We start from the raw sequence: 24544 nt of genomic DNA, 5'->3' as shown, positions 1-24544 counted from the left end.
CTCATGAACATAACGATTTTTAACGAAGTGATAAAACCGAAGCTGACTGCGTACTCGTTTGAGTATTCAGCGTTTACCAAAGGAGATTTTGGCGACCTTGAACGAGTGGAACTTGAGGGACGGGATAAGGTGGCAACGATCGACTTTTGGTCGCAAGGCTGGATCGGCATCGATGTTTACGACTGTGCCATCGAAGAGCAAATTCTGAATTCGCTCACATCACCTGAAGAGCAAGAGCTCGCCGAGACAAACTTCACGACTCTGGTAGAACTACTGACCAAAGAATAAATTGATGACAGAAGCAGAGGCCCTTCCCGGGCCTCTTCTCCTGCCGGTCCAACACTTATTGCACCGTCTGGCGCACCTGCTTCTCCAGTTCCGACTTCAACCCCGGCTCGAGCTTCAACTGTCGCGCCAGTTCATCCAGATAGCTCTTCTCCATGAAGTTCTCCTCATCCACCAACATCACGCTGGCGATGTACATCTCCGCGGCCATCTCCGGCGTACTCGCGGCGCGGGCGACGTCGGTGGGGTCGAGGGGTTTGTTGAGTTCGGCGTGGAGCCAGTTCTGTAGCTCCTGATCGTTGTCGAGTTTGGTGAATTCACCTTCGATCAGTTGGCGCTCGCGATCATCGATATGACCGTCGGCTTTGGCGGCAGCGACCAGTGCTTTGAGAATGGCCTGACTGTGTTGCTCGGCTTGCGCAGGTGGCAAGCGGTCGAGGGTTTGCGGTTCGCGTTGTGGGGCGGTGCCTTTCTGGGCGTTGTAGTTGCCATAAGCCTTGTAAGCCAGCACACCCAGCGCCGCGAGGCCGCCGTAGATCGCGACTTTGCCGCCAACCTTGCGCACTTTCTTATTGCCAAGCAGCAAGCCCATCGCGCCAGCCGCTAACGCCCCCCCGCCGGCCCCGGACAGCAGACTGCCGAGGCCACCGGAGCCTGAAGCGCCGCCGAGCAAACCGCCCAAGCCACCGGCAGCCGGTTTGTTCTGCGTTCCACCAGCCTTGTTCTGCAACAGATCCTGGCCGGATTTGAGCAGTTGATCGAGCAATCCACGGGTGTTCATGTTCCGCCTCCAAAACAGGGTTTATCCGGATCTATAAGGCCTCCAGCCTAGTTCGAAAGTGCCCCAGCCCTGCTTGCGAGTGTGCTTCCAGATGTTGCTCAGTACACCCAAGCCGTTCGCGAAAATAGATATACACTCAGGCCAATCTATAAAAACCGCCCACTGGGTAGCCCTTCTCATGATGACCCTGCGTCAGATCCGTCATTTCATCGCCGTGGCCGAAACCGGCTCGATCTCCGCCGCCGCGCAAACTGCATTCATTTCCCAATCGACCCTGACGCTGGCGATCCAGCAACTGGAAGAGGAAATCGGCGTCAGCCTGTTCAGCCGCCACGCCAAGGGCATGACGCTGACACACCAAGGTCATCAATTCCTACGCCAGGCGCACCTGATTCTGGCGACCGTGGACAACGCCAAGCGCAGCCTGCAACAGAGCACCGATCAGGTCGCCGGGCAGTTGATCGTCGGCGTGACCAGCCTCGTCGCCGGTTATTACCTGGCGGATCTGCTCACCCGTTTTCAGCGCGCGTATCCCAATGTCGAAATCAGAGTGATGGAAGACGAACGGCCCTACATCGAGCATTTGCTGGTCAGTGGCGAGATCGATGTCGGCGTATTGATCCTCTCCAACCTCGAAGACCGCCACGCGTTGCAAACTGAAGTACTGACCCATTCACCGCACCGTTTGTGGCTCCCGGCCCAGCATCCACTGCTGGAGCACGACAGCATCAATCTCGCCGACGTCGCCCGCGAACCACTGATTCAACTCAACGTCGATGAAATGGATCGCAACGCCCAGCGTCTGTGGCGCGGCGCCGGTCTGCAACCAAAAATCACGTTGAGAACCGCGTCGACTGAGGCCGTTCGAAGTCTGGTCGCCGCCGGTTTGGGCGTGTCGATCCAGCCGGACATGACTTATCGCCCGTGGTCACTGGAAGGCGACATCATCGAAGCGCGGCCAATCGCCGACCTTAACCAGACCCTCGACGTCGGCCTGGCCTGGCGCCGTGGTACTGCACGCCCGGCGCTGGTCGATCCATTTCTCACCGTGGCTCGCGAGCAACCCCACGGCGGACGCAAGCCATCTATTTAATCGAACGCTGCTTTCAGTATTTAGAATTTGTCGACCTCGGAGCCGCGCACTAGTCTTGCTGCATCTATAAGACGGTCGGCTCCCGATATCAGGGAGCAACAATGGCCACACAAGAAAAGAGATCGCGGAAAATGGCTGGCGTGCAGACCCCGATGTGTACCGCGTTGTTGATCGATGGCGAACTGGTCGCCGGGGAAGGTTTTGTCGAGCCGATTCTCAACCCCGCCACCGGTGAAATCCTCACGCACATTGCCGAGGCCAGCACCGAGCAGGTCGAAGCCGCGATCCTCGCCGCCCACCGCGCCTTCGCCGAATGGTCGCGTACTACGCCGCAACAACGTTCCAGCCTGCTGCTGGACATTGCCAACGCCGTCGAAAAACACGCCGACCACCTCGCCCGCCTCGAATCGCTGAACTGCGGCAAGCCTTTGCACCTGGCGCGTCAGGACGATCTGACCGCGACCGTCGACGTATTCCGTTTCTTCGCCGGCGCCGTACGCTGCCAGACCGGTCAACTCAGCGGCGAATACCTGCCGGGCTACACCAGCATGGTCCGGCGCGATCCGATTGGCGTGGTCGCCTCGATTGCGCCGTGGAATTACCCGATCATGATGGCCGCGTGGAAAATCGCTCCGGCCCTCGCCGCCGGCAACACGCTGGTGTTCAAACCGTCCGAACACACGCCGCTGTCGATCCTCGCACTGGCGCCAGCGCTCGCTGAGATCCTGCCGCGCGGGGTGATCAACATCATCTGCGGTGGCGGCGAAGGCGTTGGCAGCCATTTGGTCGGCCATGCGAAAGTGCGCATGGTCTCGTTGACCGGCGATATCGTCACCGGACAGAAAATCCTCCAGGCCGCCGCGAAAACCCTGAAACGCACGCACCTCGAACTCGGCGGCAAAGCCCCGGTGATCGTCTGCAACGACGCCGACATCCAGGCCGTGGTCGAAGGCGTGCGCACCTACGGTTATTACAATGCCGGGCAGGACTGCACCGCTGCCTGCCGGATCTACGCGCAGGCCGGGATTCACGACAAATTGGTCGCTGAACTCGGCGCCGCAGTCGGCAGCCTGCGCTTCGCCGGCAAACGTGATGCCGACAACGAGATCGGCCCGCTGATCAGCACCCGTCAGCGTGACCGCGTCGCCAGTTTCGTCGAGCGCGCCCTCGGTCAGCCACACATCGAACGCGTGACCGGCGCGGCGGTGCACTCCGGCGCCGGTTTCTACTATCAACCGACGTTGCTCGCCGGTTGCAAACAGAGCGACGAAATCGTCCAGCGCGAAGTGTTCGGCCCGGTGGTCACCGTGACCCGTTTCGACGAACTCGCACAAGCGGTCGATTGGGCCAATGACTCCGAATACGGCCTCGCCTCGTCGGTATGGACGCAGAATCTGGACAAGGCGATGCAGGTCGCCGCGCGCCTGCAGTACGGCTGCACGTGGATCAACAGCCATTTCATGCTGGTCAGCGAAATGCCCCACGGCGGGCTGAAACGCTCCGGTTACGGCAAAGACTTATCCAGTGATTCGCTGCAGGACTACAGCGTGGTGCGGCACATCATGGCCCGGCATAGCCGGGAGCTTTAAGCGGCGAGCTACAAGCCGCAAGTTAAAAGCAAATCCGCTGTGTCTTGCAGCTTGGGGCTTGCAGCTTGCGACTACTCTTAACAGAAATCTAAAAAACGAAGAGGTGTGTCTCATGTTCGTGCACAAGACCGCACTGCTCAGTGCAATCACCACGGCCCTGCTGGCCAGTGCCAGCCTGCAAGCGGCCGAGCCGTTGAAGGCTGTCGGTGCTGGCGAAGGTCAGCTGGATATCGTTGCGTGGCCGGGTTACATCGAACGTGGCGAGAGCGACAAGGCCTACGACTGGGTGACCGGTTTCGAAAAAGAAACCGGCTGCAAGGTCAATGTGAAGACGGCGGCGACCTCAGACGAAATGGTCAGCCTGATGGCCAAGGGCGGTTATGACCTGGTCACTGCGTCGGGCGATGCCTCGTTGCGGTTGATCGTCGGCAAGCGTGTGCAACCGATCAACACCGCGTTGATCCCGAACTGGAACACCCTCGACCCACGCCTCAAAGACGCGCCGTGGTACGTGGTGAACCAGCAGACTTACGGCACCCCGTACCAGTGGGGTCCGAACGTGCTGATGTACAACACCAACGTATTCAAGACCGCACCGACCAGTTGGAACGTGGTGTTTTCCGCGCAGGATCTGCCCGATGGCAAGTCGAACAAAGGCCGCGTGCAGGCCTATGACGGGCCGATCTACATCGCCGATGCGGCGTTGTATCTGAAATCGACCAAGCCTGAATTGGGCATCAAGGATCCGTACCAGCTCACCGAAGATCAATATAAAGCCGTGCTCGATCTGTTGCGCGCGCAGCAGCCGCTGATCCACCGCTACTGGCATGACACCACGGTACAGATGAGCGACTTCAAAAACGAAGGCGTGGTGGCGTCGAGTGCCTGGCCGTATCAGGTCAACGGTTTGATGAACGAGAAGCAGCCGATCGCTTCGACCATTCCGAAAGAAGGCGCCACGGGTTGGGCTGATACCACGATGTTGCACGCCGAGGCCAAGCATCCGAATTGCGCTTACAAGTGGATGGACTGGTCGCTGAAACCGAAAGTCCAGGGTGATGTGGCGGCGTGGTTTGGTTCGTTGCCGGCGGTGCCAGCGGCGTGCAAGGAGAGTGAGTTGCTTGGCGCGGAAGGTTGCAAGACCAACGGCTTCGACCAGTTCGACAAGATCGCCTTCTGGAAAACCCCGCAGGCTGAGGGTGGCAAATTTGTGCCGTATAGCCGCTGGACCCAGGACTACATCGCGATCATGGGCGGCCGCTAAGCCCGGGAGCGACTCGGTCGAGCTCCCTTTCCCCCTCGCCCCCCTGGGGGAGAGGGCTGGGGTGAGGGGGTAGCTTTTGCCTTTACTCTTGATCTCAGAGCAAAGTCCGAAACCGCCACCCTCACCCCCCGCCCTCTCCCGGAGGGAGAGGGAGCTAAAAGCAATCTCAGCGCCCTGCACACCTACTGTAGGAGCTGCCGCAGGCTGCGATCTTTTCGACGCACACACGACTTTTTTGAAGCCCGCTTTACCGGAGCACCGCACCATGACGCTTGCAGTCCAGTTCACCAACGTTTCCCGGCAGTTCGGCGACGTCAAAGCCGTTGACCGGGTCTCCATCGATATCGAGGACGGCGAGTTCTTTTCCATGCTCGGCCCATCCGGCTCGGGCAAAACCACCTGCCTGCGCCTGATCGCCGGGTTCGAACAACCGAGCGCCGGCTCGATCCGCATCCACGGCGTCGAAGCGGCCGGGTTGCCGCCGTATCAGCGTGACGTCAACACGGTGTTTCAGGATTACGCGCTGTTCCCGCACATGAACGTCCTCGACAACGTCGCCTACGGTTTAAAGGTCAAAGGCGTCGGCAAAACCGAACGACACAAGCGCGCCGAAGAAGCCTTGGACATGGTCGCCCTCGGCGGTTACGGCGCGCGCAAACCGGTGCAGTTGTCCGGCGGTCAGCGCCAGCGTGTCGCCCTCGCCCGCGCCTTGGTCAATCGTCCGCGCGTGCTGTTGCTCGATGAGCCTTTGGGTGCGCTCGATCTGAAACTTCGCGAGCAAATGCAAAGCGAACTGAAGAAGCTGCAACGCCAACTCGGCATCACCTTCATCTTCGTCACTCACGATCAAACCGAAGCGCTGTCGATGTCCGATCGCGTCGCCGTGTTCAACAAGGGCCGCATCGAACAGGTCGACACGCCGCGCAATCTGTACATGAAACCGACCACCACATTTGTCGCTGAATTCGTCGGCACCTCGAACGTCATTCGCGGCGATCTGGCCCGGGAAATAAGCGGCCATCCGCAGCCGTTTTCAATCCGCCCGGAACACGTGCGGTTTGCCGAAGGCCCGCTGGCCAGTCACGAAATCGAAGTCAGCGGTCTGCTCCACGACATCCAGTATCAGGGCAGCGCCACGCGTTATGAACTGAAGCTGGAAAACGGCCAGACCCTGAGCATCAGCCACGCCAACAATCAGTGGATCGACAGCAGCGCGCAGCATCAGACCGGCCAGCGCCTGAGCGCACGTTGGGCGCGGGAAGCGATGATTGCGTTGCACGACACCGTGGCGAGCGGGGTGTGACATGAGCACGCTCGCGATGACTGCATCGCCGCCGTTGCGCAGGTTTTCCAACCTGCTCTACCGCAAGCCTAACCTGTATCTGTCGATGCTGCTGGTGCCGCCGTTGCTGTGGTTCGGCGCGATTTATCTCGGCTCGCTGCTGGTGCTGTTGTGGCAAGGTTTCTACACCTTCGACGACTTCACCATGGCGGTCACGCCTGACCTGACCCTGGCGAATTTTGCTGCGCTGTTTCAGCCGTCGAACTTCGACATCATCCTGCGCACGCTGAGCATGGCCATCGTTGTGTCGATTGCCAGCGCCATCGTCGCGTTCCCGATCGCCTACTACATGGCGCGCTACACCACGGGCAAGACCAAGGCGTTTTTCTACATCGCGGTGATGATGCCAATGTGGGCCAGTTACATCGTCAAGGCTTACGCGTGGACGTTGCTGTTGGCCAAGGGCGGCGTGGCGCAATGGTTCGTGCAGCACTTGGGGCTGGAGCCAGTGTTGCAGTTCATTCTGGGGATTCCCGGCGTCGGCGGCAGCACCTTGTCGACCTCGCATCTGGGGCGGTTCATGGTGTTTGTCTATATCTGGCTGCCGTTCATGATCCTGCCGATTCAGGCGTCGCTGGAACGTCTGCCGCCGTCGCTGCTGCAGGCCTCCGCTGACCTTGGTGCGAAGCCGCGTCAGACCTTTATGCAGGTGATTTTGCCGCTGTCGATTCCGGGCATCGCCGCCGGTTCGATCTTCACGTTTTCGCTGACCCTGGGCGACTTCATCGTGCCGCAACTGGTCGGGCCGCCGGGCTACTTCGTCGGCAGCATGGTGTATGCGCAGCAAGGTGCGATCGGCAACATGCCGATGGCGGCGGCATTCACGCTGGTGCCGATTGTGTTGATCGCGGTTTACCTGTCCATCGTCAAACGACTGGGGGCTTTCGATGCGCTCTAATTCAGAAAAGCAGGGGGAGAAAGCCTCACTGGGCCTGAAAATCGCAGCCTGGGGCGGGTTGGTGTTTCTGCACTTCCCGATCCTGATCATCTTCCTTTACGCCTTCAACACTGAAGAAGCCGCGTTCAGCTTTCCGCCGAAGGGCTTCACATTGCACTGGTTCAGCGTGGCGTTTTCGCGGCCGGATGTACTGGAGTCAATCAAGCTTTCATTGCAGATCGCAGCTATCGCCACGTTGATTGCGATGGTGCTTGGCACACTCGCATCGGCCGCTTTGTACCGCCGGGATTTCTTCGGCAAACAAGGCATTTCGCTGATGCTGATTTTGCCGATTGCGCTGCCGGGGATCATCACCGGGATCGCCTTGCTGGCGACGTTCAAGACGCTGGGCATCGAGCCGGGGATGTTCACCATCATCGTCGGCCACGCGACCTTCTGTGTGGTGATCGTTTACAACAATGTCATCGCCCGCCTGCGCCGGACTTCGCACAGTTTGATCGAGGCCTCGATGGACCTCGGCGCCGATGGCTGGCAGACCTTTCGCTACATCATCCTGCCGAACCTTGGTTCGGCGTTGCTGGCCGGGGGCATGTTGGCGTTTGCGCTTTCGTTCGACGAGATCATCGTCACCACGTTTACCGCCGGGCATGAACGCACGTTGCCGTTGTGGCTGCTCAATCAACTGAGCCGGCCACGGGATGTACCGGTGACCAACGTCGTCGCGATGCTGGTGATGATGGTGACCATGCTGCCGATTCTCGGCGCGTATTACCTGACGCGCGGTGGCGAAAGCGTTGCCGGCAGCGGCGGCAAATAACCGAATAACTGAAGAAACCGAATCCCGTGTAGGAGCTGCCGAAGGCTGCGATCTTTTGATCTTGATCTTCAAAGCAACATCAAAAGATCGCAGCCTTCGGCAGCTCCTACATGGGTTCGGTTTCGGCAGAACAATAAAAGCGTTAGTGAGGACAACAGACATGCAAACCAAACTCCTGATCAACGGCCAACTGGTCAACGGCGAAGGCCCGGCGCAACCAGTGCTCAATCCCTCGCTTGGCGAAGTCCTGGTAGAAATCAACGAAGCCACTGAGGCCCAGGTCGATGCCGCCGTGCGCGCTGCCGATAACGCTTTCGCCGACTGGTCGCAAACCGCGCCGAAAGACCGTTCGCTGCTGCTGCTCAAGCTCGCCGACGCCATCGAAGCCCACGGCGAAGAACTGGCCAAGCTCGAATCCGACAACTGCGGCAAACCCTACAGCGCCGCGCTCAACGACGAGATTCCGGCGATTGCCGACGTGTTCCGTTTCTTCGCCGGCGCCAGCCGTTGCATGAGCGGTTCGGCCGCTGGCGAATACCTGCCCGGCCACACCTCGATGATCCGCCGCGACCCGGTCGGCGTGATCGCCTCCATCGCGCCGTGGAACTACCCGCTGATGATGGTCGCCTGGAAAATCGCCCCGGCGCTGGCCGCCGGTAATACCGTGGTACTCAAGCCGTCGGAGCAAACTCCGCTGACCGCGTTGCGTCTGGCCGAACTGGCGTCGGAAATCTTCCCGGCCGGTGTACTCAATCTGGTGTTTGGCCGCGGTCCTACCGTTGGCAGCCCATTGGTTACTCACCCGAAAGTGCGCATGGTTTCGCTGACCGGCTCCATCGCCACGGGTGCCAACATCATTTCCAGCACCGCCGACAGCGTTAAACGCATGCACATGGAGCTGGGCGGTAAAGCGCCGGTAATCATCTTCGATGACGCCGATATCGATGCGGCGGTGGAAGGCATTCGTACCTTTGGTTTTTACAACGCCGGGCAGGACTGTACCGCCGCGTGCCGGATCTACGCGCAGCAGGGCATCTACGACAAGTTCGTCGAGAAGCTCGGCGCGGCGGTCAGCAGCATCAAATACGGTTTGCAGGATGATCCGTCGACTGAACTGGGACCGCTGATTACTGCGCAACATCGCGACCGTGTTGCCGGGTTTGTCGAGCGCGCCGTGGCGCAGTCGCACATTCGTTTGATCACTGGTGGCAAGGCTGTTGACGGTAACGGCTTCTTCTTTGAACCGACCGTACTGGCCGATGCCCAGCAGGACGACGAGATCGTGCGTCGCGAAGTGTTTGGGCCGGTGGTTTCAGTGACAAAGTTCACTGATGAAGCACAGGCACTGGAATGGGCCAACGATTCGGACTACGGCCTGGCGTCCTCCGTGTGGACAGCGGATGTAGGACGCGCGCATCGCATGTCGGCGCGTTTGCAGTACGGCTGCACATGGGTGAATACGCACTTCATGCTTGTCAGCGAAATGCCCCATGGCGGTCAGAAATTGTCCGGTTACGGCAAGGACATGTCCATGTATGGGCTGGAGGACTACACCACGGTTCGGCATGTGATGTTCAAGCACTAAGCCTTTACAAGCTTCGCGAGCCTGCTCGCGAAGGCGTCATCCCGGTTTCAGGAAGGAAACCGGCATTACGCACCACCAGGATCCCAAAACAATAACCACCGAACCGGGCGGCGCCTGCATGGCCCCGCCACGGCCTCGGCCATCCGAAATCTGCCGACTTCACGGAGCAAACACACATGAGTTCCTCACCCGATCTCGCCGCAGCCGTTGCCGACAGCGATGCCGAACAACTGCGCAAACTGGGCTACACCTCGAACTTCAACCGCAGCATGAGCCTGTGGGAAAACTTCGCCTTGGGCTTCACTTATCTGTCACCGGTCGTAGGGGTTTATACCCTCTTCGGCCTGTGCCTCGCCGCCGGCGGCCCACCGATGTTCTGGGCCTACTTACTGGTCGGTTGCGGCCAGTTGCTGGTGTGCCTGATCTTCGGCGAAGTGGTCTCGCAGTTCCCGATTTCCGGCGGTGTTTACCCTTGGGCACGCCGATTGGTCGGTAAAAAATGGGCATGGATGGTCGGCTGGATCTACTCCATCGCCCTCTGCGTCACCATTGCTGCAGTTGCCGTCGGCGCTGGCCCGTACCTGGCCGCGATGCTCGGTTTTGAGCCGAGCAACAACACCAACATCGTCATCGCCCTGGTGCTGACCCTGTTCGCCACACTGGTCAACCTCAGCGGCACCAAAGTGCTGGCGCGCATCGCCATGTTCGGTTTTCTCTGCGAACTGGTCGGCGCGGTGATCGTCGGCGTGTACCTGCTGGTATTCGAACGCCATCAACCGCTCAGCGTGCTGTTCAACACCTTCGACATCAGCGTCGACGGCTCGTACCTGCCGGCATTCCTGACGGCGTCTTTGGCGGGGATGTTCCTCTACTACGGCTTCGAGGCCTGCGGCGACGTCGCCGAAGAAACCCCGAACCCGAGCGCGAAAATCCCGGTGGCCATGCGCATGACCATCTACATCGGCGGCATCGCGGCGATGTTCGCCTGCCTCGCGCTGATCCTCGCTGTGCCAGACATGCAAGCGGTGATCAACGGCACCGACAAAGACCCGGTCACCACCATCCTCAACAACGCCTTCGGCCCGGTCGGTTCGAAAGTGGTGATGGGCGTAGTAATGATTTCCTTCATCTCCTGCGTCATCAGCCTACAAGCCGCGGCGAGCCGTCTGCTGTACTCCTACGCTCGCGATGAAATGGTCATCGGCAGCCGACTGCTGAAAAAGATTTCTCCTACCACCCAAGTACCGGTTGCCGCACTGTTCGTGTCCGGCGTCCTGCCCGCGCTGATCATCGCCCTCGGCTTCTTCCTGCAAGACGCCGTCGCCACCATCGTCAGCTTCGCCGCCATCGGCATCTACCTCGCATTCCAGATGATCGTGCTGGCCGCGCTGTACGCCCGCAGCAAAGGCTGGAAACCGAGCGGCAAATTCACCCTCGGCGCATGGGGCTGGCCGGTGAACATCGGCGCGCTGGTGTACGGCGTCGGCGCAATCATCAACATGGCCTGGCCACGCACACCGGACGCGGCGTGGTATGTGAACTATGCGATGGTGTTGAGCACGGCGATCGTTATTGGCTTGGGCCTGGTTTATATGTGGATTGGCAAGCCGTATGACCATGGCAAGGCGCCGGCTGGGGATGCGTGGAAGGTGAGTCGCTAAGAGCGTTTGATCCCGGCACCGACAAGGTGCCGGAGTTCAGGTAAGCCGTGAAACCTCATCAAAAAGAAAGCTCCGCCTGATCGTGCTTCAACAGGGAAATACGGTCGAACAGTTTGATTTTTTCATTGGCTTTTTGCTTGGCGTGATCGGACATGAATGCAATCAATTCTTCGAGCTGACTGACGTCTCCGACCACCTTGAATTCCTTTTCCTTGTTGACGAAAACAAGCGACTTCTTCTTTCTCGACAACAGTTCAATGACGTTACTGAGCGTACCGGTACTCTTTGCGTCCCAGATCATCAAACCGTAGTCAGCTGCTTCGGCCATAACGACGTCTTTTTCGGTGAAGAAAGCTCTCGACCCTTTCGAATGTTTGGAATAGACTGTCCTCGCGGGCCAATGCCCGAGGTTGTTCCTCGGTGCCGAACCGCTGCAGAACACCGTGGTTCTGGATCGTTCAAGACTCAGCAGGTACTCCTGAATGGAGGTATCGGCGCCACCTGCATCCCCAACCACCACCTCAAACTCAGATGCCACGATATTATTGATGCGCTCTTTAACCTTCGGATCAAGGTTCTTGATGTTGATAGAGCCGGCAATAAATACAGTCGTCATTGAGTTCACTTCCAAGTTAGCGCTGCGACGTAAATTTTCCCTACCTTCGGGTATTTACGCAGAACAGCGCAGGCCGCGTCCATCGATCAAACAAATCATCTACAACCAAAACATTCCAGCATCCATCGGTGGTGATTTCTCCGTTATTCGTAACAATCCTTTGAGCCCGGAAACCAAGGGCCGAGCATTTGTAGCGATGCGCGAGATTCAAACAAATAACGGAAAAAATACTGGTTAGAGGTGGTTTCACTGATGCCAGTGCAAAAACAGGCATTTCCTACAGGCGTGACCTTCAAGGAAAAATCTTGTTTCCTACAGTCGATGGCGACTGAATGGCCTTGGTTCAGCCAGCGCCTGCCAGCAACGTCTCCTCTCAGCTACTGAGCCAGGCCAATGGGGGGAGGCTCGGAGAGGGCTTATGTGTCAATCGGCTGGAGCTTTGAGAGGGCTTCGAACTCATCCATCAATAGGTGAATTTCAGTGCTTGGGTTGTGTTCGCCACTGAGGGCGACATCCTCAAGAACTTTGGGGGCCAGCGCTCTTGCCTGCTGAAATGGCTTTCCGAGTAGCTGAGCGAAGTAGCTGACGTCTTTGCCTTTCTGATAGTCAGCCATGCTGGGTTTTGCTCTGAGGCTCTTGGTCACCAAATCAGCCGGAGAGTTCTTCCCGGCTGTGCTGAACGGTTTTCGACTGTAGCCAAAGTGCAGTAGTAGCCAAAACTCGAAGCACGGATAAGATGCGATGACTTGGATTTTTGGATAAGACTTCGCCACATTCAACGCTCGCTCGAAGCACATGTGGGTGTCTCGATCCAAAACACAGAACACCTTATCGAAGCTTTTTTGCCTTACGACTGCTCGCTCAACAATGCCGCTTGGATGTGTAACACCGCAGTGGACGATCTCAACCTGGGCCCTGGCCCGAAAATAAAACGCGGCTTCCTCCAGATAACGTTTCCCTGACTTACTGTCTTCACACAACACCAGCACCTTAGGCTGCGGTTTGAAGCGGGAAGCCTTGCGATCAAACGATTTGAACGAACTCACTACCCTCACCCCTGCCTTATCAGCGGCAGCCCGCGATAACGCCCTTCGAAGTAACGCTTCTCGACATCCTCGCTTTCCCGGCCTTCAAAATCGTGTACGGAAAACAAGCTCGTGGCGCCATGAGCATCACGTTCTGTAATCCAGAACTGGTCACGCCGCAGAATCTTTTCATTCATCAGATGGGTATCGTGTGTCGTGAAAATCAGTTGGGTATCCAACCCACTGTCCAGATGCTTTGCGATCAAGTCAGCGACGATTTCGGGATGAAGACTGCTATTCAGTTCGTCGACGCAGAGGATCCCACTGCCACCGGCCTGATTCATCATGAACCAGGGCAACCAGAAGCCAATCAGGTTTTTGGTTCCGCAAGACTCCTCCGAGAAGTCGAACTGCGCATCGCCTGAAATGCTGGAATGCGTGAGGGTCAGTTTGTCCCTTTGAGCCGCCGCGAAGAACTCCTTCAAGGTCAGTTTTCTGTTGCTCAAGTCTGCAGAGGCGTCATCCGGGTCGAGCTGTATCGCAGACACAGGAATATCCAGCGCACTGAGAAAATCGCGCAGGTTGCTCGTATGATTTTTGACCATTTGCAGAAAGCGAATCGAGGCTGTGGATAAGCCAAGCATGTTGTTTTGTTCAATGACTAGCAGACCGGTTTGAAACCAACTGAATGGAGTGCGCAGTTGACTCAACTCTTCGCTGCTATGAGTGACGGCTTGTGCAATAAACAGCATCGTCGGACTGGTCAATCGGCGCCAGGCGCAATGCACTTCCTTGCCGCCCTCAAGGGTTTTACCAAACAGGTAATGCTCACCTTCTGCATCAAACCGGCGGTCATAAAGCAGTGTTTCCTTACCTTTCGGGTAAGCAGTCAGTTGTTCCTGAACAATCCTCTGCGCGGTCAGCCCGAGGACAAACCGATAGCGCAGTCCGCCCTGAATAAAGTCGTACTCAAAGACACTGGGCGCATCGCTCAGAGTGCAATCAAATCGGAAGGGTGAAACGGGTAGCGCTTCGTCATTTGAACCATGTGGTGTCGCTAGCAAGCGCCCGACGATACCCATTGCGCGGATTAGTGAAGACTTTCCGGAGGCGTTCGGACCGTAAATAGCTGCAACCTTCAACAGCTCCGGAAGCTTTTCTGCGCTCGTGGAGGCTTTGAACGTATTGCGTGTTTTGCTCAAACGAGGGCTCGCCGCCATGGACAGGGTTTGCCTGTCCCGAAATGAGCGGTAATTGGATACCGAGAATTCGATCAACATGGAGAAAACCTGCAGTTCATTGCTTGGGTTTTCATGAATAAACGAAAAAACAGGCTTCAGATGCAGACGGACTGCAGTGAGTGCAAAAACAGGCATTTCCTACAGATGCAGCCTTCCTGAAAAAGCCCCATTTCCTACAGTTATTGTCGATAGAACAGACTTGGTGCGTGGAGCACACGGCAGATAGTCTTCTTTCCGGCTGTGACAACAGCAGCCCGGTGTCGAAGCCGGAACAAAATCAACATGGCGCAACCGCACTCATTTGAGTGGCGGCTCTATTCTCGATATTGGAGTCGACAAATGCCTAACCATGTACAAATTCCTTCTGAAAGCTCCGCGTTCTTCACCCCCATCGTCTTCACCCGCCACAACCGTTTCCTCCACGCCTTCATGCAAGATCACGAAGCCTGGTTCCGTGTTCAGGATCTCGGTCGCTTGATGGGCTATCCGCTAAACGAACGCCTCACCCTGAAACTCGATCCCGACCAGCGTCGCCATGTCCTTCTGCGTCGGGACGGCGAAATCATCGATTGCGCGATGGTCAGCGAGTCCGGCCTGTTCGCCCTGCTCGTCCATCACTTCGTCCCGGAAAACCGACACCTTCGCCAATGGCTGAGCCATGAAGTCATCCCGATGCTGCGCGCCCCCCATTCAAATCCAGTGGAAAACCACCCAAGTCTGAGCTCAATGCATTGGGCAGGCGTTACCGTGCCGCTGCTGCACTGGCAACAGCAGGCGTGGGTCAAATGGCGGGATGTGCCGGAGTTGATGCACGGCCAGCGGCCGTATCCAGTCCTGGGAACGTGTAGCTGATCCAAATAAAAAAGGGGCGGACCTTTCAGTCCGCCCCTTTTATTTCCACTCAAAACCGCGAAACACTCCGCATCGCATCCACCAGATACCGCATCGCAATCCGGTCATTCTCCGAAAGCTCCCGATAACGCTCCACCAGCTTCACTTCGTCAGAGCTGAGCCGACGCCTTTTGCGGGCGCTGCCGAGGCAGGGAAAGATGCCCAACATGTCGGTGATCCCTTGTATTTTTGCCATGGACGATGTCCTTCAATACTTCAAAGAATTGCTAAAACACCACATCGCCCTGCCCCTTACAGCAGCGCCGTGTGCCCTACCGGTCAGATGGGTCGCACCGGTCATGCCCATAGAATAGAAATTAAATCGGCGCTGAAAAGCGGTTTTTAGAGTAATTAGTCGAAAAAAGCAGATATGCCGTGTAAATCAGAACGCCCTGTCAGATTTTTAACCGACATGTCTTGTTTCATTGACACACTGGCGCGGTGAATCAACAAATTTTGCATTGCGAGCGAACCGTTTAAGCTAGCCGGCATCTGTTAATAGTCCGTTGCGTTTGGCCGAAGGCTTGTCCGAACCGTTATTTCTGATCCAGCACGTGCCAGGAACGGCGCGGGATTGCACACGACAGGTTGTATTTATGCACCGCAGGAATTTGCTCAAAGCGTCCATGGCCATTGCGGCTTACACCGGTCTTTCGGCCACTGGCCTGCTGGCCAGCCGTGCGTGGGCGGCCAATGGCGGCGCCGCCGATGGCGAGGCTCAGGCCTTTGACTTCGAAGCACTGAAGCGCCAGGCCAAGCAACTGGCTGGCAGCGCCTATCAGGACACCAAACAGGTGCTGCCGCCAACCCTGGCGACCATGACCCCGCAGAACTTCAACGCGATCCGCTACGACGGCGAGCATTCGCTGTGGAAGGAAAACAAGGGCCAACTGGACGTGCAGTTCTTCCACGTCGGCATGGGGTTCCGTCAGCCGGTGCGCATGTACAGCGTCGACGCCAAGACCCGCACTGCCCGCGAAGTGCATTTCCGCCCGGCACTGTTCAACTATGAAAACACTTCAGTCGACACCCAGCAGCTCAAGGGTGACCTCGGTTTTGCCGGCTTCAAGCTGTTCAAAGCGCCGGAACTGGATCGTCACGATGTGTTGTCGTTCCTCGGTGCCAGCTATTTCCGTGCGGTAGACGCCACTGGCCAATATGGCCTCTCGGCGCGCGGTCTGGCGATCGACACTTACGCGAAAAAACGCGAAGAATTCCCCGACTTCACCAAGTTCTGGTTCGAGACACCGGACAAGAACGCCACCCGATTTGTGGTGTATGCCCTGCTCGACTCGCCGAGTGCCACTGGCGCCTATCGCTTCGACATCGATTGCCAGGCCGAGCGCGTGGTGATGGAAGTCGATGCGCACATCAATGCGCGCACGGCGATCGAGCAATTGGGCATCTCGCCGATGACCAGCATGTTCAGTTGCGGCACTCACGAACGCCGTATGTGCGACACCATTCACCCGCAAATCCACGACTCGGATCGTCTGGCGATGTGGCGCGGCAACGGCGAGTGGATCTGCCGTCCGCTGAACAACCCGGCGACCCTGCAGTTCAACGCCTTTGCCGACACCGATCCGAAAGGATTCGGTCTGGTGCAGACCGACCATGAATTCGCCAACTACCAGGACACCGTCGACTGGTACAGCAAACGCCCGAGCCTGTGGGTAGAACCGACCACCGCGTGGGGCGAAGGCTCTATCGATCTGTTGGAAATCCCTACCACCGGCGAGACTCTCGACAACATCGTGGCATTCTGGACCCCGAAAAAACCGGTCGCCGCCGGGGATTCGCTGAACTACGGCTACAAGCTTTACTGGAGCGCATTGCCGCCAGTGGGTACGCCGTTGGCACGGGTGCACGCGACCCGTTCCGGCATGGGCGGTTTCGTTGAAGGTTGGGCACCGGGCGAGCATTACCCGCCAGTGTGGGCGCGTCGTTTCGCTGTTGACTTCACTGGTGGCGGTCTGGATCGACTGCCGCAGGGCACCGGGATCGAGCCGGTGGTGACCTGCTCGAATGGCAAGGTACAGGATTTCAGCGTGCTGGTGCTGGATGACATCAAGGGTTACCGGATCCTGTTTGACTGGTACCCGACCAATGACAGTGTTGAGCCGGTGGAGCTGCGCTTGTTTATCCGCACCAATGACCGCACGTTGAGCGAGACCTGGTTGTACCAGTACTTCCCGCCGGCGCCGGACAAGCGCAAATACCCTTGATGATTTGAGGTACCTGTTCGGGCCTCATCGCTGGCAAGCCAGCTCCCACAGCGTTTGGTGTTGATCACAATTTTTGTGTACGACGCCAAACCTGTGGGAGCTGGCTTGCCAGCGATGACGGCAGTATTTCAACAAAAGACCATCAGACAAAACAAAGCCCCGGCCATCACTGACCGGGGCTTTTTGCTTTGTTGCGACTGACTCAATCGCGCAAATCAGACTCGTGAATCGGCTGATCCCGATGGGTTGCACGCTGATACTGCGCCGGCCACACCGCTTTGCGCCCGCCCAGATCATCGTCGGCATGCAGCGGCCAGTACGGATCACGCAGCAACTCGCGGGCGAGGAAGATGATGTCGGCCTGACAGGTGCGCAGAATATGCTCGGCTTGCGCCGGCTCGGTAATCATTCCCACGGTGCCGGTGGCGATGCCTGACTCCTTGCGCACACGCTCGGCGAAACGCGTCTGATAACCCGGCCCAACCGGAATTTCCGCGTTGGCCGCCGTCCCGCCCGACGACACATCGATAAGATCCGCGCCAAGGGTGTGCAGGCGTCGCGCCAGCTCCACGGTTTCATCCGGGTTCCAGCCATCCTCTACCCAGTCTGTGGCCGACACGCGAACAAACACCGGCAACTCCTCTGGCCAGACCGCCCTCACCGCTTCGGTGACTTGCAGTACCAAACGAATACGGTTCTCGAACGATCCCCCGTACTGATCGCGACGCTGATTACTCAACGGTGAAAGAAACTGATGCAGCAGATAACCATGCGCCGCATGCACCTCAACCACACTGAAACCCGCCTTCAGCGCGCGTTTAGCGGCGTCGACAAAGGCCTGAATGACGTCAGCGATTTGCCCTTCATCCAGCTGTTTCGGTTGGGTGTGCTGAGGGTCGAAAGCAATCGGCGAGGGCCCGACCGGGGTCCAGCCGCCATCATCGGGTTTGACGCTACCATGCTTGCCGATCCACGGCCGATGGGTGCTGGCCTTGCGCCCGGCGTGGGCCAATTGAATGCCGGCAACCGCGCCTTGAGACGTAATGAAGCGGGTGATGCGCTGCAGCGGTTCGATCTGTTCGTCGTTCCACAGGCCGAGGTCTTCGGCGGTGATCCGCCCGTCGGCGGTGACCGCGGTGGCTTCGGTAAATACCAGTCCGGCGCCGCCCACCGCGCGGCTGCCGAGGTGCACCAAGTGCCAGTCGTTGGCAAGGCCGTCGACGCTTGAGTATTGGCACATCGGCGAGACGGCGATGCGGTTGGGCAGGGTCAGTTGGCGAAGAGTGAAGGGTTCAAGCAGCAGACTCATGGGGCACCTCTCAAATCAGTGGGCAGGCTCCAGGGTTCTGTTTGAATAGTCGACGAGTGACAGGAAAAAGGCGCAACACCCGCCCCCGCGGGCAAAAAATTCGACAAGACGTCACAAGGCCAATCAAGCAGTGCTTAGAGCCTAGTCGACAACCGGGGATGAGGGAGGGTTCAGAGTGATTCAGTGTGTGAAAGGACGCTTTCGCGAGCAGGTCGAATCGTCGCACCGTCGCTCCCACATTTGGAACGCATTCCCATGTAGGAGCTGCCGCAGGCTGCGATCTTTTGATCTTCAGCGCGGTTCGATGTGGGCAATCATCAACTGAACGGTCTCGTTACCCCGAAACTCGTTAACGTCGAGCTTGTAAGCCAGCTCAACCCACTGAATCGTCGGGTTCGGCCAGATATCCCGGTCAATACCAAACGCAATGCCATCCAGCTTCACCGAGCCGCATTCACTCTTCAGCACCACTTTCAGATGCCGCTCGCCAACCACACGCTGCTCAACCAACTGAAACACACCGTGGAACAGCGGCTCCGGGAAGTGCTGCCCCCAAGGCCCGGCGTGGCGCAGGGCGCGGGCCAGTTCGAGGTGGAACTCTTCAACCGCCAGCGTGCCATCGGTCAGCATGCGTCCGGTGAGGTCGTCTTCACGAAGTTGCCTACGCACTTCAGCGTCAAAGGCCTCGGCGAAAAGCGGAAAATTCTCCTGCGGCAAGGTCAGACCAGCGGCCATTGCGTGGCCGCCGTACTTGGCGATCAGGTTCGGATGCTGCGCCGCCACCACGCTCAACGCGTCACGAATGTGGAAGCCCTGCACCGAACGGCCCGAGCCTTTGAGCAAACCATCGCCCGCATCAGCAAAAGCAATGGTCGGGCGGAAATAACGCTCTTTCATCCGCGACGCGAGAATACCGATCACGCCCTGGTGCCACTCCGGATCGAACAAGCACAGACCAAATGGCATCGACTCGACCGGCAAGTCCTTGAGCTGCGCCAGCGCTTCACGCTGCATGCCCTGCTCGATGGATTTACGATCCTGGTTCATGCCGTCCAGTTGCGCGGCCATTTCCCGGGCCAGATTGGCATCGGCGGTCAGCAGGCATTCGATGCCCAGGCTCATGTCATCCAGACGCCCGGCGGCGTTGAGGCGCGGGCCGACGATGAAACCGAGATCCGTGGAGGTAATGCGTGCAGCGTCACGCTTGGCCACTTCAAGGATCGCTCTGATCCCCGGCCGTGCGCGACCGGCGCGAATTCGTTCCAGGCCCTGATGCACAAGAATCCGGTTATTGGCGTCCAGCGGCACCACGTCGGCAACGCTGCCCAGCGCCACCAGATCAAGCAGTTCGCCGATGTTCGGCTGCGGCTTGTTTTCATACCAGCCGAGGCTGCGCAAGCGCGCGCGCAACGCCATCAACACATAGAAAATCACCCCGACGCCGGCCAGTGCCTTGCTCGGGAATTCGCAACCCGGCTGGTTCGGATTGACCAGCGCGTCGGCCAATGGCAGTTCATCGCCCGGCAAGTGGTGGTCAGTGATCAGTACTTTGAGGCCCGCCTTTTTGGCCGCGGCCACGCCTTCGACGCTGGAGATGCCGTTGTCGACGGTGATCAGCAATTGCGGCTCGCGGGTCAGTGCGACCTCGACGATTTCCGGGGTCAGGCCATAGCCATATTCGAAACGGTTCGGCACCAGATAGTCGACGTGCGCCGCGCCCAGCAAGCGCAAGCCAAGCATGCCGACGGTACTGGCCGTGGCGCCGTCCGCATCGAAGTCACCAACGATGAGGATGCGCTGGCGTTGCTCCAGCGCCGTCACCAGCAAGTCCACCGCTGCGTCGATGCCCTTGAGTTGCTGGAACGGGATCAACCGCGCCAGGCTCTTGTCCAGTTCCGCCTCGGACTGCACGCCCCGCGCCGCGTACAGGCGGGTCAGCAGCGGCGGGATATCACCCAGAAAGGGCAGAGTGGCAGGCAGTTGACGAGGTTCGATACGCATGGGTTGACGGAGACTTCTCTTTAATACGTGGGATTAATCAGTTGAAGGCGCGGGATCAACCGCGCTCACCTTGCAGCCATTGCAACTGGACTTCGTGCTGACCACGGTCGTCGGTGACGAAGATCGTGCCTTCGCTGATCATCACGTCCCACTTGATAACGCGGGGCATGTCCTTGGCCAGGGTTTCCAGGACTTCTTGCGGGACCGCTGCGATGTTGACGTTCTTCAGGTTCTTGATCGCCGGGATCACTTTGGTTTCCCAGACGCGCAGGCTGCCGTAGGCCAGCAGGCTGGTGCGCTCGGTGCGACGCGAGCACCAGGTCAGGCGATCAGCGTCAGGCTGGCCGACTTCAATCCAGTGCAGAACACGGTCATCCAGGCTTTTTTCCCACAGCGCAGGTTCATCCACGTCTGACAGACCACGACCAAACGACAACTGCTCGTTGTACCAGAGCGCGTAGGCCAGCAGCCGCACGGTCATGCGCTCTTCGGTTTCCGAAGGGTGACGGGCGATGGTCTGCTTGACGCTCTCATAGACACTGCGGTCGAGGTCGGTGAGGTTCAGTTCAAATTTGTAGGTAGTGGACGGCTGGGCCATGAACGGGCTTCTTGATACGAGGAAAGTCGGCAAGTCTAACCGATGCGGTAGGCAATCATCGAATTGATGGCGATCAAGCTGCGGCGTCTGACAGCCGGCTATGTTAAAACGCTGTATCCGCTCAGCCTTGTCCTACAGGATTTCGCATGCCGTTCACCAGCAAACCGCTCTCGGGTCTGAAAGTCATTGAATTGGGTACATTGATTGCCGGGCCGTTTGCCTCGCGCATTTGCGGCGAGTTCGGCGCCGAAGTAATCAAGATCGAATCGCCGGACGGCGGTGATCCTTTGCGCAAATGGCGAAAACTGTACGAAGGCACGTCGCTGTGGTGGTTCGTCCAGGCGCGCAACAAAAAATCACTGACGCTGAATCTCAAGCATCCTGACGGCTTGGCGATCCTGAAAAAACTCCTCAGTGAAGCGGACATCCTCATCGAGAATTTCCGCCCCGGTGTACTGGAAAAGCTTGGCCTGAGCTGGGAAACCCTGCATGCCTTGAACCCGAAACTGGTGATGGTGCGCCTGTCCGGTTTCGGTCAGACCGGGCCGATGAAAGATCAACCGGGCTTCGGCGCAGTTGGCGAGTCCATGGGTGGTTTGCGTTACATCACCGGTTTCGAAGACCGGCCACCGGTACGCACCGGGATTTCCATCGGCGATTCGATTGCCGCGCTGTGGGGCGTGATCGGCGCGCTGATGGCGCTGCGTCATCGCGAAGTCAACGGCGGTTCCGGCCAAGTTGTCGATGTGGCGTTGTACGAAGCGATTTTCGCGATGATGGAAAGCATGGTGCCGGAGTTCGACGTGTTCGGTTTTATTCGTGAGCGCACCGGCAACATCATGCCGGGCATTACACCCTCTTCGATTCATACCAGCGCTGACGGCAAACATGTGCAGATCGGCGCCAACGGTGACGCGATCTTCAAACGCTTCATGCTGATCATCGGCCGTGAAGACCTGGCCAATGACCCTACGCTGGCCAGCAACGACGGGCGCGACAATCGTCGCGACGAGTTGTACGGGGTGATCGATCGCTGGGTCAATTCGTTGCCGCTGCAAACGGTGCTCGACCTGCTCAATCAGGCCGATGTCCCGGCCAGCCGGATCTTCAGCGCCGAAGACATGTTCAACGATCCGCAGTACCTGGCGCGAGAAATGTTCCTGCATGCCAAGCTGCCCGATGGCAAAGACTTCAAGATGCCAGGCATTGTGCCGAAACTCTCTGATACACCGGGCAGTTCAGAATGGGTCGGACCGCAACTGGGTGAACACAATGCGCAGGTACTTCACGACCTTGGCTACGACGAGAGACAGATCGCCAAGTTGCGCGAAGACGGAGCCATTTGAGCTGAAACGCCGGCAGACATCGCACGCCAACCGCGCTCACCACTGGTGGACGTGGCGGCTGTTCGGCTTATTGTTTTTGCTCATCCTGTCGACCGGCGCGCAGGCGAAACCGACGCTGATCTGGTTACTGCGCGACCTGCCGCCACTGACTATTTTCGAAGGCCCGAAAAAGGGCCAGGGCGTGATCGACCAACTGATGCCGTTGCTGATCGCCGGCATGCCGCAATACGAACATACGCTGATGCGGGTCAATCGCGCCCGTGGCTTGCAGATGCTCCATGAAAACCCTTTTGCCTGTGACCCCGCCCTTTTGTGGAACAAGGAGCGCGCGCAGTGGGTGGAGTATTCGATCCCGGCGATTCGCGCCGTGAGCAATGGCCTGGTGGTGCGCCAGCAAGATCGCTCGGTGCTCGAACCGTATCTGGTCGACGGTGAAATCGATCTGTCGGCGCTGCTGGCCGCAGCCGAGAGGAAAGTCGGCGTGGTTGCCGAGCGCAGTTATGGCGAGTTTATCGACACTATTCTGCATCAGGCGCCCAGCGGAGCGCTGACACCGCACTACGGCAACGACGCGCTGACCAACCTGCTGTCGATGCAGCGCCTCGGTCGGTTGCAGGTGGTGCTGGGCTATTGGCCGGAGATTCGCTATCAGGCGAAACAGGCGCAGATCAATGAAGATGAATTGGAGTTCTATCCGATTCAGGGCAACGGGAAATATCTGTCAGGCTATGTGGCATGTTCCGACACCACGCAGGGACGTCAGGCGATCACCGAGATCAACCATCTGCTGCGCACCCTGCCCCATGAACACCTGAATCAGCTCTACGCCGCATGGCTGGACCCCGACCGACGTGCGGATTATCTCGAAGAGGCCCGCACGTTTTTCGAGCACCAGGCCGCGCAATAGGCAAACGCCGGACAAAAGAAACCCCGAGAAGTGGGGAGACGACTCGGGGTTAAACGTGGTCTACAAAGGACCCGTAGCAGCAAGCGACAAGCACCGGAGCACAATGCTTGATCCTGCTGTTATGGGGTCTGACTGACAGGGATGCAGGAAGGTTCCCACAAAAAATATTTCATCTTTACAGCACTGCACGTTTGTCCAGTGCTGCGTTGCGCAATGCCGCGATCACACAAGGTTCGAGCCTTCCTTCAGCAATCAGAACATCGCGGTGCAAACCGTCAACGACATCGGTCAACTGGCGTTTGTCGGTCAATTGCGCCTGATTGAATTCGCGCTCCACCACAATGGCGCCGAGACTGTTCTTCAAGGTCACCAGGCATTCGCCATGGGAACCGCTTGGAGACAACGAAACCTGATACGGGCTCAGAGCCTCACCGAGCAATAGACTGATACTTTCCATCTCGATCTCCACTCATTAGTCCGAAAACTGTGTGCCTGGGGCGTGTTCACAATAAATGACCACCGGCCCGAGAAGAAAGTTCTGCATACCGATCGCCCCGATTCTGGAGTGTCACCGGTCTGTCAGAGCATGCACGGCGAAGATGACAGAAAAACAACCAGCCCCGTCAGACCTGGACCGGTGGCGAAGCGGCCATCAGATAGCTGTCGAGCAAGCCGCGCATCAACACCGCCGACACCGGGGTCTGCAGACGCCCCAGCAGCCGCAGTTGGTGTTCGCACAGCAAAGGCTCGATATCGTGCAGCAGACTCGGTGCGACCGCACCCAGCAGGATCAGCGCACGCGCCTCATGTTGAATCGCCAGATGATGGATCAGCGCCAGACCATCGCCGCCCTTGAGTTGCGGATCGCAAATGGCGATGTCGACCACGCCGCGATGGCTCAATGACGACAAGGCTGATGCCAGCGACGGCGCCGTCAGTACGTCATAGATACCAATGGCATTGAGCATTTGATGCAATGCCATCAGCTGGAACGGGTTGGGTTCAAGTATCAGGACTTTAAGCGAGCGCATAAGCGACCTCTGAAGCGACAATCGCGGACTCTCACCGCA

General features: G+C 58.3%; 23 protein-coding genes. 13 read left to right on the top strand and 10 right to left on the bottom strand.

What is annotated here, in order from left to right; translation table 11 throughout:
- Positions 1 to 3: 3 nt before the first annotated feature.
- Positions 4 to 288, top strand: coding sequence for a hypothetical protein (locus RMV17_RS05375; protein ID WP_052229429.1), 285 nt, complete (start codon positions 4 to 6; stop codon positions 286 to 288).
- Between the two features lie 55 nt (positions 289 to 343).
- Here RMV17_RS05375 and RMV17_RS05370 read toward each other — a convergent pair whose 3' ends face one another.
- Positions 344 to 1066, bottom strand: a complete 723-nt coding sequence (locus tag RMV17_RS05370; RefSeq protein WP_034154845.1) for a tellurite resistance TerB family protein — start codon at positions 1064 to 1066, stop codon at positions 344 to 346.
- Between the two features lie 178 nt (positions 1067 to 1244).
- Between RMV17_RS05370 and RMV17_RS05365 the strand changes: the two genes are divergently transcribed.
- From RMV17_RS05365 to RMV17_RS05330, 8 genes are all read left to right on the top strand, one after another.
- Positions 1245 to 2159, top strand: a complete 915-nt coding sequence (locus RMV17_RS05365) for a LysR family transcriptional regulator (RefSeq protein WP_007967749.1) — start codon at positions 1245 to 1247, stop codon at positions 2157 to 2159.
- Between the two features lie 101 nt (positions 2160 to 2260).
- On the top strand, positions 2261 to 3748 hold the full coding sequence (locus RMV17_RS05360) for a gamma-aminobutyraldehyde dehydrogenase (RefSeq protein WP_311885957.1): 1488 nt from the start codon (positions 2261 to 2263) through the stop codon (positions 3746 to 3748).
- A gap of 112 nt (positions 3749 to 3860) precedes the next feature.
- Positions 3861 to 5012 (top strand): putative ABC transporter substrate-binding protein YdcS, encoded by a 1152-nt coding sequence (gene ydcS, locus RMV17_RS05355; protein WP_311885956.1) that lies wholly within the window; start codon positions 3861 to 3863, stop codon positions 5010 to 5012.
- Between the two features lie 265 nt (positions 5013 to 5277).
- Positions 5278 to 6315, top strand: a complete 1038-nt coding sequence (locus RMV17_RS05350; protein ID WP_311885955.1) for an ABC transporter ATP-binding protein — start codon at positions 5278 to 5280, stop codon at positions 6313 to 6315.
- Between the two features lie 16 nt (positions 6316 to 6331).
- Positions 6332 to 7252: an ABC transporter permease gene (locus tag RMV17_RS05345; protein WP_007908947.1), complete on the top strand. Its 921-nt coding sequence runs from the start codon at positions 6332 to 6334 to the stop codon at positions 7250 to 7252.
- The gene (locus RMV17_RS05340; RefSeq protein ID WP_034154841.1) at positions 7242 to 8069 is read left to right on the top strand and encodes an ABC transporter permease; all 828 of its coding nucleotides are present in this window, start codon (positions 7242 to 7244) and stop codon (positions 8067 to 8069) included. The genes RMV17_RS05345 and RMV17_RS05340 overlap by 11 nt, the downstream gene beginning before the upstream one ends.
- A gap of 160 nt (positions 8070 to 8229) precedes the next feature.
- Positions 8230 to 9654, top strand: a complete 1425-nt coding sequence (locus tag RMV17_RS05335) for a gamma-aminobutyraldehyde dehydrogenase (RefSeq protein ID WP_311885954.1) — start codon at positions 8230 to 8232, stop codon at positions 9652 to 9654.
- Between the two features lie 176 nt (positions 9655 to 9830).
- Positions 9831 to 11315 carry an APC family permease gene (locus tag RMV17_RS05330; protein WP_077571272.1) on the top strand — a complete coding sequence of 495 codons (1485 nt, stop codon included), beginning with the start codon at positions 9831 to 9833 and terminating at the stop codon, positions 11313 to 11315.
- 58 nt (positions 11316 to 11373) lie between these two features.
- Here RMV17_RS05330 and RMV17_RS05325 read toward each other — a convergent pair whose 3' ends face one another.
- The 3 genes from RMV17_RS05325 to RMV17_RS05315 all read right to left on the bottom strand — a co-directional run bounded on the left by RMV17_RS05325 (position 11374) and on the right by RMV17_RS05315 (position 14236).
- Positions 11374 to 11931, bottom strand: coding sequence for a hypothetical protein (locus RMV17_RS05325; protein ID WP_311885953.1), 558 nt, complete (start codon positions 11929 to 11931; stop codon positions 11374 to 11376).
- A 416-nt stretch (positions 11932 to 12347) separates the two neighbouring features.
- A complete protein-coding gene (locus tag RMV17_RS05320; RefSeq protein WP_311885952.1) occupies positions 12348 to 12986 on the bottom strand; it encodes an RloB family protein in 639 nt (212 codons plus the stop codon).
- Positions 12983 to 14236 carry an ATP-binding protein gene (locus RMV17_RS05315; protein ID WP_311887017.1) on the bottom strand — a complete coding sequence of 418 codons (1254 nt, stop codon included), beginning with the start codon at positions 14234 to 14236 and terminating at the stop codon, positions 12983 to 12985. The genes RMV17_RS05320 and RMV17_RS05315 overlap by 4 nt, the downstream gene beginning before the upstream one ends.
- A 300-nt stretch (positions 14237 to 14536) precedes the next feature.
- On the opposite strand from RMV17_RS05315, the gene RMV17_RS05310 reads away from it, so the two are divergent.
- The gene (locus tag RMV17_RS05310) at positions 14537 to 15049 is read left to right on the top strand and encodes a Bro-N domain-containing protein (protein WP_311885951.1); all 513 of its coding nucleotides are present in this window, start codon (positions 14537 to 14539) and stop codon (positions 15047 to 15049) included.
- A gap of 49 nt (positions 15050 to 15098) precedes the next feature.
- Here RMV17_RS05310 and RMV17_RS05305 read toward each other — a convergent pair whose 3' ends face one another.
- Positions 15099 to 15284, bottom strand: a complete 186-nt coding sequence (locus RMV17_RS05305; protein ID WP_311885950.1) for a hypothetical protein — start codon at positions 15282 to 15284, stop codon at positions 15099 to 15101.
- Positions 15285 to 15684: 400 nt separating this feature from the next.
- Here RMV17_RS05305 and RMV17_RS05300 point away from each other — a divergent pair, with 400 nt between their 5' ends.
- A complete protein-coding gene (locus RMV17_RS05300) occupies positions 15685 to 17313 on the top strand; it encodes a glucan biosynthesis protein D (protein WP_034154835.1) in 1629 nt (542 codons plus the stop codon).
- A gap of 202 nt (positions 17314 to 17515) precedes the next feature.
- On the opposite strand, the gene RMV17_RS05295 is transcribed toward RMV17_RS05300, so the two are convergent.
- From RMV17_RS05295 to RMV17_RS05285, 3 genes are all read right to left on the bottom strand, one after another.
- Entirely contained in the window at positions 17516 to 18622 is a 1107-nt protein-coding gene (locus RMV17_RS05295) for an NADH:flavin oxidoreductase/NADH oxidase (protein WP_095119340.1), read from the bottom strand.
- A gap of 291 nt (positions 18623 to 18913) precedes the next feature.
- The gene (gene recJ / locus RMV17_RS05290; RefSeq protein WP_108227049.1) at positions 18914 to 20623 is read right to left on the bottom strand and encodes a single-stranded-DNA-specific exonuclease RecJ; all 1710 of its coding nucleotides are present in this window, start codon (positions 20621 to 20623) and stop codon (positions 18914 to 18916) included.
- A 55-nt stretch (positions 20624 to 20678) separates the two neighbouring features.
- Positions 20679 to 21221: a YaeQ family protein gene (locus tag RMV17_RS05285; protein ID WP_007908961.1), complete on the bottom strand. Its 543-nt coding sequence runs from the start codon at positions 21219 to 21221 to the stop codon at positions 20679 to 20681.
- 146 nt (positions 21222 to 21367) lie between these two features.
- On the opposite strand from RMV17_RS05285, the gene RMV17_RS05280 reads away from it, so the two are divergent.
- Both RMV17_RS05280 and RMV17_RS05275 read left to right on the top strand, forming a co-directional pair.
- Positions 21368 to 22567 (top strand): CaiB/BaiF CoA-transferase family protein, encoded by a 1200-nt coding sequence (locus tag RMV17_RS05280; protein ID WP_311885949.1) that lies wholly within the window; start codon positions 21368 to 21370, stop codon positions 22565 to 22567.
- Positions 22494 to 23474: a TIGR02285 family protein gene (locus RMV17_RS05275; protein WP_311885948.1), complete on the top strand. Its 981-nt coding sequence runs from the start codon at positions 22494 to 22496 to the stop codon at positions 23472 to 23474. The genes RMV17_RS05280 and RMV17_RS05275 overlap by 74 nt, the downstream gene beginning before the upstream one ends.
- A gap of 175 nt (positions 23475 to 23649) precedes the next feature.
- Here RMV17_RS05275 and RMV17_RS05270 read toward each other — a convergent pair whose 3' ends face one another.
- Together RMV17_RS05270 and RMV17_RS05265 are read right to left on the bottom strand one after the other, a co-directional pair.
- Positions 23650 to 23931, bottom strand: coding sequence for a DUF3509 domain-containing protein (locus RMV17_RS05270; RefSeq protein WP_108227048.1), 282 nt, complete (start codon positions 23929 to 23931; stop codon positions 23650 to 23652).
- Positions 23932 to 24097: 166 nt separating this feature from the next.
- Positions 24098 to 24505, bottom strand: coding sequence for a response regulator (locus RMV17_RS05265; RefSeq protein ID WP_108227047.1), 408 nt, complete (start codon positions 24503 to 24505; stop codon positions 24098 to 24100).
- Positions 24506 to 24544: the final 39 nt, after the last annotated feature.

The sequence above is a fragment of the Pseudomonas sp. VD-NE ins genome (genome assembly GCF_031882575.1).
In the GTDB taxonomy this organism is placed as follows: domain Bacteria; phylum Pseudomonadota; class Gammaproteobacteria; order Pseudomonadales; family Pseudomonadaceae; genus Aquipseudomonas; species Aquipseudomonas fluorescens_BZ.
This window is presented reverse-complemented; position numbering and strand designations above follow the sequence as displayed.

Excerpts from the sequence above, each read along its gene's own strand:
- RMV17_RS05375 (WP_052229429.1), top strand. The coding sequence starts at position 4 with ATGAACATAACGATTTTTAACGAAGTGATAAAACCGAAGCTGACTGCG.
- RMV17_RS05370 (WP_034154845.1), bottom strand. The coding sequence starts at position 1,066 with ATGAACACCCGTGGATTGCTCGATCAACTGCTCAAATCCGGCCAGGAT.
- RMV17_RS05365 (WP_007967749.1), top strand. The coding sequence starts at position 1,245 with ATGATGACCCTGCGTCAGATCCGTCATTTCATCGCCGTGGCCGAAACC.
- RMV17_RS05360 (WP_311885957.1), top strand. The coding sequence starts at position 2,261 with ATGGCCACACAAGAAAAGAGATCGCGGAAAATGGCTGGCGTGCAGACC.
- ydcS (WP_311885956.1), top strand. The coding sequence starts at position 3,861 with ATGTTCGTGCACAAGACCGCACTGCTCAGTGCAATCACCACGGCCCTG.
- RMV17_RS05350 (WP_311885955.1), top strand. The coding sequence starts at position 5,278 with ATGACGCTTGCAGTCCAGTTCACCAACGTTTCCCGGCAGTTCGGCGAC.
- RMV17_RS05345 (WP_007908947.1), top strand. The coding sequence starts at position 6,332 with ATGACTGCATCGCCGCCGTTGCGCAGGTTTTCCAACCTGCTCTACCGC.
- RMV17_RS05340 (WP_034154841.1), top strand. The coding sequence starts at position 7,242 with ATGCGCTCTAATTCAGAAAAGCAGGGGGAGAAAGCCTCACTGGGCCTG.
- RMV17_RS05335 (WP_311885954.1), top strand. The coding sequence starts at position 8,230 with ATGCAAACCAAACTCCTGATCAACGGCCAACTGGTCAACGGCGAAGGC.
- RMV17_RS05330 (WP_077571272.1), top strand. The coding sequence starts at position 9,831 with ATGAGTTCCTCACCCGATCTCGCCGCAGCCGTTGCCGACAGCGATGCC.
- RMV17_RS05325 (WP_311885953.1), bottom strand. The coding sequence starts at position 11,931 with ATGACGACTGTATTTATTGCCGGCTCTATCAACATCAAGAACCTTGAT.
- RMV17_RS05315 (WP_311887017.1), bottom strand. The coding sequence starts at position 14,236 with ATGTTGATCGAATTCTCGGTATCCAATTACCGCTCATTTCGGGACAGG.
- RMV17_RS05310 (WP_311885951.1), top strand. The coding sequence starts at position 14,537 with ATGCCTAACCATGTACAAATTCCTTCTGAAAGCTCCGCGTTCTTCACC.
- RMV17_RS05305 (WP_311885950.1), bottom strand. The coding sequence starts at position 15,284 with ATGGCAAAAATACAAGGGATCACCGACATGTTGGGCATCTTTCCCTGC.
- RMV17_RS05300 (WP_034154835.1), top strand. The coding sequence starts at position 15,685 with ATGCACCGCAGGAATTTGCTCAAAGCGTCCATGGCCATTGCGGCTTAC.
- RMV17_RS05295 (WP_095119340.1), bottom strand. The coding sequence starts at position 18,622 with ATGAGTCTGCTGCTTGAACCCTTCACTCTTCGCCAACTGACCCTGCCC.
- recJ (WP_108227049.1), bottom strand. The coding sequence starts at position 20,623 with ATGCGTATCGAACCTCGTCAACTGCCTGCCACTCTGCCCTTTCTGGGT.
- RMV17_RS05285 (WP_007908961.1), bottom strand. The coding sequence starts at position 21,221 with ATGGCCCAGCCGTCCACTACCTACAAATTTGAACTGAACCTCACCGAC.
- RMV17_RS05280 (WP_311885949.1), top strand. The coding sequence starts at position 21,368 with ATGCCGTTCACCAGCAAACCGCTCTCGGGTCTGAAAGTCATTGAATTG.
- RMV17_RS05275 (WP_311885948.1), top strand. The coding sequence starts at position 22,494 with ATGCGCAGGTACTTCACGACCTTGGCTACGACGAGAGACAGATCGCCA.
- RMV17_RS05270 (WP_108227048.1), bottom strand. The coding sequence starts at position 23,931 with ATGGAAAGTATCAGTCTATTGCTCGGTGAGGCTCTGAGCCCGTATCAG.
- RMV17_RS05265 (WP_108227047.1), bottom strand. The coding sequence starts at position 24,505 with ATGCGCTCGCTTAAAGTCCTGATACTTGAACCCAACCCGTTCCAGCTG.